Raw genomic sequence first — 13,154 nt, 5'->3', positions numbered from 1 at the left:
CCCCTCAGCTGGCGTGGCTCACGGGCGTCGGGAATTCGCGGCCGACTTCCTCGACCAGGGCAACGACTTCGGCGGTCTCCGCCTCGAGCAGCTTGAGCAAAGCCACCCGTGACTCATCACTGCGCGCCTCCACCGCGGCGGTGGAGATCGCTTGCACGGTGGCGACTTCGTGCACCAACGCGCCCCAGATCTCTTCCAGCTGGGCGAGATTCGCCGGCCTGGCGATCTCCACCTGCGCGATGTCGCCGATCTCGACGGCCCGACGGACATGCAAATTCGAACTCATACTTCCCCCACGGTCGCACCTGACCCCGAACCAACGCATGCTGAAGCAGCGTCGTCCCCGCCCGAGTTGGGACTGACAACACCTCCAACGCGGGTCGCCACCCCGGGGTTACGGCCCCTGCGCAAACAACTTTTCCGGCAACTTTCTCGCGCTCAACCGCAACAAGACCCGGCCGCGGCCGCTCTTACTCCTTCGACAGGCTGTTACCGACGGAAGGGTGATCGTGAGTGCCGATCTCGAGGAGTTCAGCGAATTCGCCGCCGCCCGCGGCACGCAGTTGTTCCGGATGGCGTACCTGCTGGCCGGCGACCGGCACGCGGCCGAGGACCTGACCCAGACGACCCTCGGCAAGCTCTACGCGTCCTGGTCCAAGGTCAGCCGGGCCGACAACCCGGTGGCGTACAGCCGGACCGTCATGGTCCGCACCTATGTCGACTCCCAGCGCCGGACCCGGCTGGAGCGCCCGACTTCCGAAGTACCGGACAGCGGACGGTACGGCGAGGACACCGCCTTGCGGCTGACCCTCTTCGACGCGCTGGCCGAGTTGTCCGGGCGCGACCGGGCGATCGTCGTACTGCGCTACTGGGAGGACCACAGTGTCGAGGACACCGCCACCATCCTCGGCGTCAGCTCCGGCACCGTCCGGACCCGCAGCCAGCGCGTGCTGCTCAAGCTGCGCGAGCGCCTCGGCACCGACCTCAGCGAGTTGAGCGGGCGATGAGCCCGGAACCAGAAGGACCCCAGATGAGCTTCGAAACCGAACTCCGCGACCGCCTCCACGCCGGCGTCGACGACACCCCCGCCGACCTGGATCTGCTACTCGCCGGAGGAGTTGCCTATGGCAACAAGCTGGTACGCCGCCGGCGACTGACCCGCATCTTCGCGGGCGCCGCGACCGTCGCAGTACTGGGCGGCGCCTTCGCATACGCCGGCACACTCGGCGGCCCGACCACCATCGGCCCTGCCGGAGTACAAAGCACAACGGCGGTCCAGTCGAAGAAGGGCGCGCTCACCCCACAGGCAGCGCTCGCGATTCTGCTCGAACTGCTACCCAAGGATCACCAAGCAACCAACCTCCGCGGCGGCTTCGACGGGATGGGCACGGTGCGCGGGGTCTACACGACCGCCGACTACGGCAGCGCGACGCTGCGGCTCGAGATCGTCAAGGACGATGTCCCCCTGCAGTGCTTCGCCAGCGACACCTACTGCAAGGTGACCACCCTGGCCGATCGCTCGAAGCTCCGGCTGCTGAACACGGAGATCGCCGCGACCGACAACGCCGGCGACGACCAGCAACTTCAGGCCAACCTGGCCCGGGCGGACGGTCTCAACCTGAACCTGATCGCGGTCAACACCGACCCGGCCCACCCCGCGATCACCCTCGCGCAACTGAGAGCGATCGCCACCAGCCCCCGCTGGCAACTCAAGCTCGACCAGGCCTTCATCGACGAGAGCGAGAAGCTCTTCCGGCCGCGGCTGGTCACCGAACCTTCGGTGCCGAGCTAGGGCTGGATCTTCTGACCGAAGGTGTGGCGGCGGATCCAGGCGTGCATGGCGATGGCTGCTGCGGCGCTGGCGTTGATGGAGCGGGTGGAGCCGAACTGGGCGATCGAGAGGACGGCGGTGCAGATTTTGTGGGCCTCGTCGGTGAGGCCCGGTCCCTCTTGGCCGAAGAGCAGGATGCAGTCGGTGGGGAGGTCGTAGGTCTCCAGGGAGACGGAGCCGGGGAGGTTGTCGATGCCGATGACGGCCAGCTGGTGCTGCTCGGCGTACGCGGCCAGGTCGGCGAGCTGGGGATGGTGGCGGACATGTTGGTAGCGGTCCGTCACCATCGCGCCGCGGCGGTTCCATTTGCGGTTGCCGACGATATGCACCTCGTGCGCCAGGAACGCGTTCGCAGTCCGGACGACCGAGCCGATGTTCAGATCGTGCTGCCAGTTCTCGATCGCGACGTGGAACGGGTTCCGCTGGGTGTCGAGGTCCTCGACGATCGCCTCCAGCCGCCAGTACCGGTACTTGTCCACCACGTTGCGGCGATCGCCGGCCGCGAGCAGCTCCGGGTCGTACCGGGGATCGTCCGGCAGATCGCCCTGCCACGGGCCGACACCGACCTCTGCGGTACCGACCAGGTCGGCTCCGACCAGGTCAGCGGCGTTGTCACGATTGGCTTCCTGCATGGGTGGGGACGCTACCCTGTCCGCGTGCTGACAATGGTCGCGATGCTGATGCCGAACTGGATGGACCCGGAATACCTGCTGAACTGGCTGGGTGACTGGTCACTCTGGGGCACCGCCGCGGTCGTCTTCATCGAGTGCGGGCTGCTGTTCCCGATCCTGCCGGGCGACTCGCTGCTGTTCGCGGTCGGCCTGTTCATCGCCCGCGGCAACATCGACGTCCCGCTCTGGCTGGCCTGCGTGATCCTCACCGTGTCCGCGTTCCTGGGCAACGTCTCCGGCTACTACATCGGCCGCGGGCTCGGCACGACGCTGTTCAAGAACCCGAACGCCAAGTTCCTGAAGCCGAAGTACATCGAGCAGACCCACGACTTCTTCGAGCGGTACGGTCCGCGCGCCCTGGTGCTGGCCCGGTTCGTCCCGATCGTGCGCACCTTCATCACCGTGGTGGCCGGGGCCGGCCGGATGGACCCGCGGAAGTTCTTCCTCTGGACCGGGATCGGCGCCGTCCTGTGGGCCAGCGGCATCACCCTGCTCGGCCACGCCCTCGGCAAGGTCAAGGTCATCCACGACCACCTCGAGTCGGCCCTGATCCTGCTGGTGCTGATCTCACTGGTCCCGATGCTGGTCGAGTTCGTGCTGGCCAAGCGGCGCGGCCGCGGCAGCGTCGCCGACGGCGTCGAGGCCCAGCTCGAGCAGCCCACCTCGCACCGCCGCAAGCACTGAGCAGTCAGTGCCCGAACGGAAAGTGCGGGTCTGACCAGACGTAGTCGGAGCTGAGCCCCGTCAGGTCTGTGGTGTCGACCTGACCGCAAGGCAATGGCCCGACCACCTGACCGGAACCGAGTGAACATGCCACCCGGATCCGGTCGGCCGCCTGGTACCAGACCAGCGCCCCCCGTGGCGCAGCCCCTTCGTGCAGCAGGGCGTGGTGGTCGAGCCATCGCAACGCGTCTTCCGGATCGTGCCAACCGCTGTCCTGGGCATAGCCGAACGCCATCCGCTGGAACTTCAGCGACCAGTCCTGCCAGGCCCCTGACCCCACCCGTTCCAGCTGCCAGCTCAGCGCGGCCTCTGTGTCCCGTGGGTTTGCCGCCCACTGCACAGCTCGGCCTTCCACAACAATCTCCCCCATGGGCCGTGCTCCCCCATCCTCCGGCCTGTGCCGTGGTGAGTAGAAGCCTGTCCTGGGCGCATACAGCCGCCGTACATTGCGCAATGTAACTACACAGGGCGACGAAGCCGTTGCGTAGAAGGCGAAATCAGCCGGCCGCGAGATCCGTGGTCAGCTCCGCCAGCGCGGCGCGCGCCTGGCCGGCCTTGGTGTCGTTGGCAACGAGCTGCCAGACACGAGCCGCGCGGTCGAGGTACCGGCGGGCGAAGTCGACATTGTCGGCACTCGCGTACAGCCGGCCCAGGTCGTACGCCGCCTGTCCCTCGACACTGCGATCGCCGAGCCGGTGACCGATCGCGATCGCGTCCAGCAGCATCCGCCGGGCCGCCGCCTCGTCGCCGACACCGACGAACGCCTGCCCCAGCTCCGCTCGCCCGTACGCCGCGCAGTGGTCGTCACCCAGGCTGTTGAAGATCGCCAGGGACGCCTGCAACTGGCGCACCGCCTGGTCGTTGCGGCCCTGCTGCATCCGCAGCGACGCGATCCGGCGCCGGACCTTCGCCTCGCGGTGTGAGTCCCCGAGCCGTACTCCGAGCAGGAATGCTTCAGCCAGGTACCGGCCGGCGACGACCGTGTCGTTGCGGCTCAGCCAGATCGACGCGGCCGCGCTGCGAGCGACCGCCTCGCCGTTCTTGTCGCCGACCTCGACCAGCGCCTCCACGGCCCGCTCGTACTGCGCGAGGCTCTCGTCCGGCCGCCCACGTTCGCGCAGCCAGGTCCCGAGGCCGACCGCGACGATGCCGGCCCCCTGACGGTCACCGATCTCCTCGAAGATCGCAGCGCCCTCGGTGAGGTGCTCCCAGGCGACGTCCCAATCGTCCCGGTAGATCGCGAGCTGGCCGAGGTTGCGACGGATGATCGCCTCGCCGCGCTGGTCCCCGCACGCGATCGCGCTGGTCAGGCCGGGCTGGTGCGACTCGTTCCAGTCGTCGTAGTACGCGCGCATGTCGAGGTACGGACCCCAGGCGGCCGCGATCCGCCAGGCATAGTCGTGCAGCCCGTTCTGCGCCGCCGCCCGGATGGCCGGGGCGAAGGTGGACCGCTCTGCGTCGAACCAGGCGATCGCGTCGGACGGGGTGAACGGCTGCGGGTCGGGGGCGAGCAGTGGACCGGTGTGCTCGAGCGTGCCGAAGTACCCGAACGGTAGTGCCGCACTGGCTCGGCGGACCTTGTGCAGCAGGGATTCGAAGACAGTGCGCAGGTCCTTGATGGCCTGAGCCTTCTGCTCGTCGTCGCCGACCCCGATGGCGTGCAAGCGGAGCAGGTCGTGCACGCGGTAGCGCGCAGTACCGTTTGCGTCGACTGTGCTGATCTGGACCAGGTTGACCTCGATCAGCCGGTCCATGCTGCGCCGCACCGACGCAGGCGTGGCGATGGTCTCCAGGATGCGGGCGGAGAACTCACCGACCGCGAAGTGGCCGATCAGCCGGTAGAGCCGAGCCTCCTCGGCGCTGAGCGCGTCGTAGCTCAGGTCGGCGCTGGTACGGACGGCGAGCTCGCCGATGCTCAGCTCATCCAGCCGGTGCGTCTCGTCGCGGAGTCGCCGGGCCAGCTCGGCAGGGCTGAGGTCCGGGCGCTGGGCGAGGCGGCTGGCGACGATCCGGATCGCAAGCGGCAGGTTGCCGCAAGCCTCGAGGATCTCGTTGACCGCCGCGGAGTTCGTGTCGACTCGCCCCACTCCTGCGACCCGCCGGAGCAGCTCGGCCGCTTCGCCGTCGTCGAAGGTGTCCAGCGGCGTACTGTCCGCGCCGGCCAGGTCCATCAACCGGTTCCGGCTGGTGATGACGACCGCCGACGCTCCGGTGCCGGGCATCAGCGGCGCAATCTGGCTCGCCGCGGCGACGTCGTCGAGGACGATGAGCACCCGGCGGCTGGCGAGCTCCGACCGCAACGTGGCCGACCGCCGCTCAGGATCAGCCGGTACTGCGGAGTCCGGCATGTTGAGACTCAGCAGCAGGTCGGTCAGCGCGGCCGCTGGATCACGCGGCTCGGTGGCGCCCCGCATGTCCAGGTAGATCTGCCCGTCCGGGAAGGATTCTCGGACCAGATGGCCTAGCCGGACAGCCAGTGAGGTCTTGCCAGTGCCCGGAGCACCCGAGATCACCGCGATCGGCGGGCGGACCGGGTCGCGGCCGCACACCAGGTCGCGCAGTTGCTCCAGGTGCTGCTGCCGTCCACTGAAGTCGGCCAGGTCAATGGGGAGCTGGCTGGGCGGCCGGTGCGGCTCGGTGAGCACTGGCGACGCCATGGGGCCGGTGGCGGGCTCCGGGGCAGCGGGTTGGGTCGTACGGGTTGCTGCTGGGATGCCGGGGTCGGGCCAGTTGGCGGAGCGGCCGTTCTCTGCGCGGGCGCCGGCCGCCTGGAGCTCCGGGCCGGGCTTGACGTCCAGCTCGTCGGCCAGGGTCTGCACGGCTTTCGAGTAGGCCGCCCTGGCCTCACCGGTCCGCCCGGCGGCCAGTAGGGCGTCAACCAGTCGCCGCCAGAGCTGCTCGTCGTACGGGTCTTCGGTGAGGCGGCCGCTGAGCAGGACGGCGGCTCCGCTGGCATCGCCGTACTCGAGGCGCAGGTCGAGCAGGGTGTCGACCAGTCCCCGGTACTGCGCGTCGAGGCGGGCGATCGAGCCCTCCCACGCGGACGGGATGGTCAGGTCTTCGAGCGGGTGCCCGCGCCAGAGCGAGTACGCACGCGACAGGACGAGCATGGCCTCGCGCTTGTCACCCGCATCACGCAGGTGACCACCCTCTGCGAGCAGGGACTCGAACAGGCTCGCATCGAGCTCATCGACGCCCACCGCGATGCTGTAGCCGGCAGCTGAGGTATCGATCGGGGCGACCAGTCCGGCGTCCTCCAGCACTCCGCGCAGGGCCCGGACGTAAGTACGGATGTTCGCCGTCGCCGAGCGGGGCGGGTTGCCCTCCCAGAGCGCGTCGGCGATCAGATCGGTGGAGACGAACCGGTTGGGGTGCAGCAGGAGCGTCGCGAGCAGCTGGCGCGGCTTACTGGCGCGTAGCGGCTGGCCCTGGACGTGAGCGAGGCGCAGAGGTCCGAGGATCTCGTACCTCAGACTGTCCACTTGCTCGCCCTCTCAACTGTTGGCCCGCCCCATGGTGTCATCCCGTCCGCCCCGCCGGGAAGGTTCGGCGGGTGCGATGTACGTCGCGATGTACGCGCGATGTATCCGGGCCGGGCATCGTGGTCTGCGGTACCGGGGGGAGGGCAGGCCCGGGGGCGACGAACTGACCGTCGCCGTCCCCGGGCCTGAATTCGGAACTGACGTTAGGACGCTGAGTACAGGCCTAGTGGGGGCACTGGCCGGAGGGAGGCTCAGCGCCCTATCTGACCGCTGGTGGCCGGTTACTGACCACCGGTGAAGGGCGGCTGGCCGTCCTGCGGACCGGGGGATCCCGCAGGCGGCCCGCCGACCGGGGGCTGGCCGACGGGGGGCTGGCCAGCCGGCGGGAACTGCGGCTGCTGGTACTGGGGCTGGCCCGGCATCTGCGGCTGGATCTGGCCCGACGACTGCGCGCCCGGCTGCATCTGCGGCGGCGCCTGCTCGCCCTCGACCGAGCCGATGGTGCCGAACGAGACCTGCGGGACCGCGCGGACCTGCTCGTCCTTGACCTCGAAGTAGCCGGCCTTCTCGAACTTGAACCGGCCCGCGATCACGTTCGACGGGAACGACTCGACCCGGGTGTTGTAGTCGCCGACGTTGGCGTTGTAGAACCGCCGGCCGGCCGCGATCCGGTCCTCGGTGTCGGTCAGCTCGCGCTGCAGGTTGAGGAAGTTCTGGTTGGACTGGATCTGCGGGTACGCCTCGACCGAGATCATCATCTGGCGCAGCGCGCCGGACAGCTCACCCTCCGCCGCCGCCCGCTGCTCCGGCGAGGCGCCCTGCACGTTCACCGCCTGGGTGCGCAGCCGGGCGACCTCCTCGAACACGTGCCGCTCGTGCGCGGCGAACGCCCGGACGGTCTCGACCAGGTTCGGGATCAGGTCGTAGCGGCGGTGCAGCTCGACGTCGATCTGCCGCCAGGACTCCTGGATCAGGTTCCGCTGCTTGACGAACCGGTTGTACGAGACCATCAGCGCGATGGCCGCAATCACGACGACCGCGACGATGATGACGATGACGAGGGTCATTTCCCTGCTCCCGAGTGTTGGCTGCGACTCGTTGCCGACTCTAACCGGATCGGGGGCCGGTGGAGTCAGTTGACGCGAGGATCGATGCCCGCGTAGTCGCGCCAGACGTACGGCGGGATGTTGTCGGTGACCAGATCGAGCAGCGCCAGCCGGTTCATCACCTCGCCGGGAGAGTGCGGGCCGGCGTCCCAGCCGATCAGTGAGTTGCCCTCGATCCGCCAGCCGATCTCGCCGCGGGCGAGCAGCATCTCCATCATCTGCGGGTGGATCACGGCGTGCCCGAAGCGTTCGTCCTCGGCCAGCACGTGAAAGGAACGATTGAACTGCTCGCTCTCGAAATGCAGATCGCCGAAACCCAGCGCGTTGGCGACGGCTCCACCGAACAGACCCTCCTGGGTGACCTCCAGCCGTGGCAGCGCGGCTGGCAGTTGCATCACCACGACACCGAACTTGTGGGTGGTCGTCGTACGCCGGCCCTTGTGCGTCGTGTGGGTCTGGTAGCTGTAGTCGAAGGCAACGACCTGGCGGCCCTGATGGGCGCCGGTGAGGACGTTGCGGACCCGCCGGTGGTCGCCGGCCTGGAACGGCGTACCGGCCCATTGCCCTGCCAGGGCGTGGTTCTCCGGCTGGTAGCTGAAGCCTTGTCGAGCGGCGAAGGCAGCGAACGCCTCGCGGCGTTTCTTCGCGTTCAGGTAGTTGACGTAGGCGACCCCGCCGCCGATCAGCAGACCGACGGCGATCACCACCACGATCGTCAAGAGTCGAGACCCAGCTCCTCGAGGCCGAAGACCGTGCGGTACTCCAGCCCTTCGGACTCGACCTTCTCCTGAGCACCGGTCGCGCGGTCGACGATCACCGCGACGGCGACCACCTCGGCGCCGGCCTCACGCAGTGCCTCGACGGCGGTGAGGACCGAGCCGCCGGTGGTGGAGGTGTCCTCGACGGCGAGCACCCGGCGGCCCTTCACGTCCGGGCCCTCGATCCGGCGCTGCAGCCCGTGGGTCTTCTCGGCCTTCCGGACGACGAACGCGTCCAGCTTGCGGCCCTGCTGGGCGGCCGCGTGCAGCATCGACATCGCCACCGGGTCCGCACCCAGCGTGAGACCGCCGACGGCGTCGTACTCGAGGTCCGCGGTCAGCTCGAGCAGGGCCGGCCCGATCAGCGGCGCCGCCTCGGCGTCCAGCGTGATCCGGCGCAGGTCGACGTAGTAGTCGGCCTCCTTGCCCGAGGCCAGCGTGACCTTCCCGTGCACGATCGCCTTGGTCTTGACCTGGTCCAGCAGCGCAGCGCGATCAGAAGTCATGAGGCCGCAGCTTACTTCTTGTCCGCCTTGACCAAGTGGCCGAAGGCAACGCTGCGGTCCGGGGAGTGGAAGAGGTCCTGGCAGGTGGTCAGGGTGATGATCGAGCTGGTCGGCGTCTCACGGGGCTTGCCGGGGACCGGTTCGAGCACCCAGTTGTCAGTCGGTTCGACGGTCAGGTCGCGGGGCGAACCGTCCAGTTCGTAGGTGTAGACGGTGTCGGCGGTCTCCACGATCACCTGGTCGCCCTTCTTCAGCTCCAGCAGCTTGCGGAACGGCGAACCGTGGGTGACCCGGTGCCCGGCGACGGCGAAATTGCCCGGCTCCCCCGGCATCTGCGTCTGCGGATAGTGCCCGATCCCCTTGGTCAGGTCGCTCTTCGCGACTCCTTCCACGACAGGCTTCTCCCAGTCCTTGCCGAGCTTGGGGATCCGCAGCAGCACGATCGGCGTACCGGCCTCGGCTTGTGCGGCCGGTGGTTTCTGCGCGGACGGCTGCCAGTCGTCGTGCAGGTCGCGCTTGAGGTCGTCCATCGCGTGGTTCGAGGTGATCCCGGTCCCGAAGTACTGCCACCCCACCCACCCGAGCAACCCCAGCCCGGCCACCAGCAGGACGACTCCCAGACCACGTACAACGCCCCGACCCATGACCCTAAGTATGCAGATGAGCTGTAAAGGCTGTGCACGTCGTGTCGATGGACGTGGGTGGTTGCGCGGGACGACGATGTGCTGAGCAACCACTTTCTGGAGGTACGCAGGTGAAGGCGCTGGTCAAGGCCGAGAGCAAGCCGGGGCTCTGGCTGCAGGACGTCCCCGAGCCGCAGATCGAGGCGGACGAGGTACTGATCAAGGTCAAGCGGACGGGTCTGTGCGGGACCGATCTGCACATCCAGAGCTGGGACCCCTGGGTGCAGAAGAACGTGCCGGTACCGATGGTGACCGGCCACGAGTTCTGCGGCGAAGTGGTGGAGATCGGCGCGGGCGTCCGCGACGTCGCCGTCGGTGACCTGGTCAGCGGCGAGGGTCACCTCGTCTGCGGCCGGTGCCGCAACTGCCGGGCCGGCCGTCGCCACCTGTGCATCAAGACGCGCGGCCTCGGCGTACACGTTGCCGGCGCTTTCGCCGAGTACGTGAAGCTGCCGGCCACCAACGTGTGGGTGCACCGCGACCCGGTCGACCTCGACGTCGCCGCGATCTTCGACCCGTTCGGCAACGCGGTGCACACGGCGCTGTCGTTCCCGGTCGTCGGCGAGGACGTACTGATCACCGGCGCGGGACCGATCGGCATCATGGCCGCCGCCGTCGCGCTGCACGCCGGCGCCCGCAACGTGGTGATCACCGACCTGTCCGACTACCGCCTCGACCTGGCCCGCAAGATCGGCGTCACCCAGGCGGTGAACGTCCGGGAGCGGAGCATCGCCGACGCGCAGCGCGAGCTCGGTATGCGCGAGGGCTTCGACGTCGGGATGGAGATGTCCGGCCAGCCGGCCGCGCTGCGCGACATGCTGGCGAACATGAACCACGGCGGCAAGATCGCGATGCTCGGGCTGCCCGCCGACGAGATCGCGATCGACTGGGGCACGGTGGTGCTCAACATGCTGACCATCAAGGGCATCTACGGCCGGGAGATGTTCGAGACCTGGTACTCGATGTCGGTGATGCTGGAGCGCGGGCTCGACCTCGGCCCGGTGATCACCCACCGGTTCGACTGCACCGACTTCGAGCAGGCCTTCGACGTGGCCCGCGGGGGCGACTGCGGCAAAGTGATCCTGGACTGGACCAACCTGGAGGAGAAGCACTGATGTTCGGCCGGATGCGCGACGACCTGACCACGACGATCGGCGAGATCCGCGACGCCGGGCTGTACAAGTCCGAGCGGGTGATCAGCTCGCCGCAGAACGCATCGATCTCGGTTGCCTCAGGCAACGAGGTGCTGAACTTCTGCGCCAACAACTACCTCGGCCTGGCCGACCACCCCGAGGTGATCGCGGCCGCTCGCGACGCCCTGGACCGGTGGGGTTTCGGGATGGCGTCGGTGCGGTTCATCTGTGGCACCCAGCAGATCCACAAGGACCTGGAAGCTGCCTTGAGCGACTTCCTCGGCCAGGAGGACACGATCCTCTACAGCTCCTGCTTCGACGCCAACGGCGGGCTGTTCGAGACGCTGCTCGGCGCGGAGGACGCGGTCATCTCCGACGAGCTCAACCACGCCAGCATCATCGACGGGATCCGCCTGTCGAAGGCCAAGCGGTACCGGTACAAGAACCGCGACATGGCTGATCTGGAAGCGCAGCTGAAGGACGCGGCCGACGCGCGGTACCGGCTGATCGCCACCGACGGCGTGTTCTCGATGGACGGGTACGTCGCCCCGCTCGACGAGATCTGCGACCTGGCCGAGCGGTACGACGCGCTGGTGATGGTCGACGACTCGCATGCGGTCGGCTTCGTCGGGCCCGACGGCGCGGGGACGCCGTCGCTGTTCGGAGTACAGGACCGGATCGACGTACTGACCGGCACCCTCGGTAAGGCGCTCGGTGGCGCGTCGGGTGGTTATGTGTCCGCGCGGCGCGAGATCGTCGAGCTGCTGCGTCAGCGATCCCGGCCGTACCTGTTCTCCAACTCGCTGGCGCCGTCCGTCACCGCGGCCTCGCTGAAGGCGCTGCAGCTGATCGGCGGCTCGACCGAGCTGCGCGACCAGCTCACCGCCAACACGAAGCTGTTCCGGACCAAGATGACCGAGGCGGGCTTCGACGTCCTCCCGGGCGACCACCCGATCTCGCCGGTGATGATCGGCGACGCGGCTGAGGCGGGCCGGCTGGCCGAGAAGCTGCTCGAGCTCGGCGTGTACGTGATCGCCTTCTCCTACCCCGTCGTCCCGAAGGGCAAGGCGCGGATCCGCACCCAGCTCTCGTCGGCTCACTCGACCGAAGACGTCGAGCGGGTGGTGGCCGCCTTCATCGAGGCCCGGGCTGCTCTAGCCTGACCCTTCATGAACACTCTCAGCCCGCGGGCCATCAACCGCGCGACGCTCGCCCGACAGCTCCTGCTGGAGCGCAGCGACCTCGGCGTGGTCGAGGCGGTCGACCGGCTCGCGGGCATGCAGGGGCAGGAGCCGAAGCATCCGTACGTCGGGTTGTGGTCGCGGCTGAACGGGTTCGCCGACACCGATCTGACCGCCGCCGTTGAGGCGCATGAGGTCGTGCGGGCGACGTTCTACCGCGGCACGCTGCATCTGGTCACGGCTGATGACTACCTGCACTTCCGTACGACGCTTGGCCCGATGCTCGAAGCGGGGCTGAAGCTGCTCGGGGACCGGGCCATGGGGCTCGAACCCGACAAGGTGGCCGCCGCGGCACGCCAGCTCCTGGCGGTCGAACCGTTGACCTTCACCGAGGTGCGGGACGCCCTGCAGGCGAAGTTCCCGGACGTGAACGACCGGGCGCTCGGGTTCTGCGCACGGATGCTGGTGCCACTGGTCGTCGCGCCGTCCGAGACTCGCTGGGGATGGACCGCGAACGCGCGGTTCACACCGGCCGAGCAGTGGATCGGTCGGAAGTTGGGCCGGAAGGTCGTGCCGCAGGAGCTGGTCGTCCGCTATCTGGAGGCGTTCGGTCCGGCCACGTCGGCCGACTTCCAGACGTGGTCCGGGCTGCCGCGGGGGAAGCAGCTGTTCGACTCCATGGACCTCGAGGTGTTCAAGGACGAGAACGGCAAGGCGCTGTACGACGTACCGGCTGCTCCTCGGCCGCCGGAGGACTTCGAAGTACCGGTTCGATTCCTGCCAGAGTTCGACAATCTGCTGCTGGCGCACGCGAAACGCCAACGAATCATTGCCGATGAGCACCGTCCGGCCGTCTTCACGAAGAACCTGCGGATCAAGTCGACGTACCTGGTGGACGGGTTGGTCGCGGGGCTGTGGACCGCCGAGAAGAAGCGTGGTGTGGCCACTCTCACCCTGACGCCGTTCGGTAGGACGCTGAAGAAGACCGCGACCGAGCTGGAGCGTGAAGGCGACGCGTTGTTGCGGTTCCTGGAACCGGATGCGAAGACCTACGAGCTGGTTACGGCCGGTTGATGAGGT

At 68.4% G+C, this 13,154-nt stretch carries 14 protein-coding genes; 6 read left to right on the top strand and 8 right to left on the bottom strand.

The window, feature by feature from the left end:
• Window positions 1-4: 4 nt before the first annotated feature.
• Window positions 5-286 carry a hypothetical protein gene (locus tag ABD768_RS39845; protein ID WP_343974603.1) on the bottom strand — a complete coding sequence of 94 codons (282 nt, stop codon included), beginning with the start codon at window positions 284-286 and terminating at the stop codon, window positions 5-7.
• 223 nt (window positions 287-509) lie between these two features.
• On the opposite strand from ABD768_RS39845, the gene ABD768_RS39840 reads away from it, so the two are divergent.
• Together ABD768_RS39840 and ABD768_RS39835 are read left to right on the top strand one after the other, a co-directional pair.
• Window positions 510-1,007 carry a SigE family RNA polymerase sigma factor gene (locus tag ABD768_RS39840; protein ID WP_344849630.1) on the top strand — a complete coding sequence of 166 codons (498 nt, stop codon included), beginning with the start codon at window positions 510-512 and terminating at the stop codon, window positions 1,005-1,007.
• Window positions 1,008-1,030: 23 nt separating this feature from the next.
• On the top strand, window positions 1,031-1,792 hold the full coding sequence (locus tag ABD768_RS39835) for a hypothetical protein (RefSeq protein WP_344849629.1): 762 nt from the start codon (window positions 1,031-1,033) through the stop codon (window positions 1,790-1,792).
• On the opposite strand, the gene ABD768_RS39830 is transcribed toward ABD768_RS39835, so the two are convergent.
• Entirely contained in the window at window positions 1,789-2,463 is a 675-nt protein-coding gene (locus ABD768_RS39830; protein WP_344849628.1) for a TrmH family RNA methyltransferase, read from the bottom strand. The genes ABD768_RS39835 and ABD768_RS39830 overlap by 4 nt on opposite strands.
• 33 nt (window positions 2,464-2,496) lie before the next feature.
• On the opposite strand from ABD768_RS39830, the gene ABD768_RS39825 reads away from it, so the two are divergent.
• Entirely contained in the window at window positions 2,497-3,186 is a 690-nt protein-coding gene (locus tag ABD768_RS39825) for a DedA family protein (RefSeq protein ID WP_343976807.1), read from the top strand.
• Window positions 3,187-3,190: 4 nt separating this feature from the next.
• Here the strand turns inward: ABD768_RS39825 and ABD768_RS39820 are convergent, their stop codons facing one another.
• From ABD768_RS39820 to ABD768_RS39795, 6 genes are all read right to left on the bottom strand, one after another.
• Window positions 3,191-3,595 (bottom strand): hypothetical protein, encoded by a 405-nt coding sequence (locus ABD768_RS39820; RefSeq protein ID WP_343974593.1) that lies wholly within the window; start codon window positions 3,593-3,595, stop codon window positions 3,191-3,193.
• A 127-nt stretch (window positions 3,596-3,722) separates the two neighbouring features.
• On the bottom strand, window positions 3,723-6,707 hold the full coding sequence (locus ABD768_RS39815; protein WP_344849627.1) for an AfsR/SARP family transcriptional regulator: 2,985 nt from the start codon (window positions 6,705-6,707) through the stop codon (window positions 3,723-3,725).
• Window positions 6,708-6,988: 281 nt separating this feature from the next.
• Window positions 6,989-7,774 (bottom strand): LemA family protein, encoded by a 786-nt coding sequence (locus tag ABD768_RS39810; protein ID WP_343974587.1) that lies wholly within the window; start codon window positions 7,772-7,774, stop codon window positions 6,989-6,991.
• 65 nt (window positions 7,775-7,839) lie between these two features.
• Entirely contained in the window at window positions 7,840-8,523 is a 684-nt protein-coding gene (locus tag ABD768_RS39805; protein ID WP_344849974.1) for a hypothetical protein, read from the bottom strand.
• Window positions 8,524-8,528: 5 nt separating this feature from the next.
• Window positions 8,529-9,077: an orotate phosphoribosyltransferase gene (gene pyrE / locus ABD768_RS39800; RefSeq protein ID WP_343974584.1), complete on the bottom strand. Its 549-nt coding sequence runs from the start codon at window positions 9,075-9,077 to the stop codon at window positions 8,529-8,531.
• Between the two features lie 11 nt (window positions 9,078-9,088).
• A complete protein-coding gene (locus ABD768_RS39795) occupies window positions 9,089-9,721 on the bottom strand; it encodes a class E sortase (protein ID WP_343974581.1) in 633 nt (210 codons plus the stop codon).
• A gap of 110 nt (window positions 9,722-9,831) precedes the next feature.
• Between ABD768_RS39795 and tdh the strand changes: the two genes are divergently transcribed.
• The 3 genes from tdh to ABD768_RS39780 are packed head-to-tail and all read left to right on the top strand — an operon-like array spanning window position 9,832 to window position 13,148.
• Window positions 9,832-10,875, top strand: a complete 1,044-nt coding sequence (tdh, locus tag ABD768_RS39790; RefSeq protein ID WP_344849623.1) for an L-threonine 3-dehydrogenase — start codon at window positions 9,832-9,834, stop codon at window positions 10,873-10,875.
• Window positions 10,875-12,056 carry a glycine C-acetyltransferase gene (locus tag ABD768_RS39785; RefSeq protein WP_343974575.1) on the top strand — a complete coding sequence of 394 codons (1,182 nt, stop codon included), beginning with the start codon at window positions 10,875-10,877 and terminating at the stop codon, window positions 12,054-12,056. The genes tdh and ABD768_RS39785 overlap by 1 nt, the downstream gene beginning before the upstream one ends.
• Before the next feature lie 6 nt (window positions 12,057-12,062).
• The gene (locus tag ABD768_RS39780; protein WP_344849620.1) at window positions 12,063-13,148 is read left to right on the top strand and encodes a winged helix DNA-binding domain-containing protein; all 1,086 of its coding nucleotides are present in this window, start codon (window positions 12,063-12,065) and stop codon (window positions 13,146-13,148) included.
• Window positions 13,149-13,154 lie beyond the last annotated feature (6 nt).

Origin of the sequence: Kribbella ginsengisoli (assembly GCF_039537185.1) — a bacterium.
In the GTDB taxonomy this organism is placed as follows: Bacteria; Actinomycetota; Actinomycetes; order Propionibacteriales; family Kribbellaceae; genus Kribbella; species Kribbella koreensis.
This window is presented reverse-complemented; position numbering and strand designations above follow the sequence as displayed.

What these genes read in the sequence shown, in the direction of transcription:
- ABD768_RS39810 (WP_343974587.1), bottom strand. Translation starts at nt 7,774, where the DNA reads ATGACCCTCGTCATCGTCATCATCGTCGCGGTCGTCGTGATTGCGGCC.
- ABD768_RS39820 (WP_343974593.1), bottom strand. Translation starts at nt 3,595, where the DNA reads ATGGGGGAGATTGTTGTGGAAGGCCGAGCTGTGCAGTGGGCGGCAAAC.
- pyrE (WP_343974584.1), bottom strand. Translation starts at nt 9,077, where the DNA reads ATGACTTCTGATCGCGCTGCGCTGCTGGACCAGGTCAAGACCAAGGCG.
- ABD768_RS39780 (WP_344849620.1), top strand. Translation starts at nt 12,063, where the DNA reads ATGAACACTCTCAGCCCGCGGGCCATCAACCGCGCGACGCTCGCCCGA.
- ABD768_RS39835 (WP_344849629.1), top strand. Translation starts at nt 1,031, where the DNA reads ATGAGCTTCGAAACCGAACTCCGCGACCGCCTCCACGCCGGCGTCGAC.
- ABD768_RS39845 (WP_343974603.1), bottom strand. Translation starts at nt 286, where the DNA reads ATGAGTTCGAATTTGCATGTCCGTCGGGCCGTCGAGATCGGCGACATC.
- ABD768_RS39825 (WP_343976807.1), top strand. Translation starts at nt 2,497, where the DNA reads ATGGTCGCGATGCTGATGCCGAACTGGATGGACCCGGAATACCTGCTG.
- ABD768_RS39795 (WP_343974581.1), bottom strand. Translation starts at nt 9,721, where the DNA reads ATGGGTCGGGGCGTTGTACGTGGTCTGGGAGTCGTCCTGCTGGTGGCC.
- ABD768_RS39785 (WP_343974575.1), top strand. Translation starts at nt 10,875, where the DNA reads ATGTTCGGCCGGATGCGCGACGACCTGACCACGACGATCGGCGAGATC.
- ABD768_RS39830 (WP_344849628.1), bottom strand. Translation starts at nt 2,463, where the DNA reads ATGCAGGAAGCCAATCGTGACAACGCCGCTGACCTGGTCGGAGCCGAC.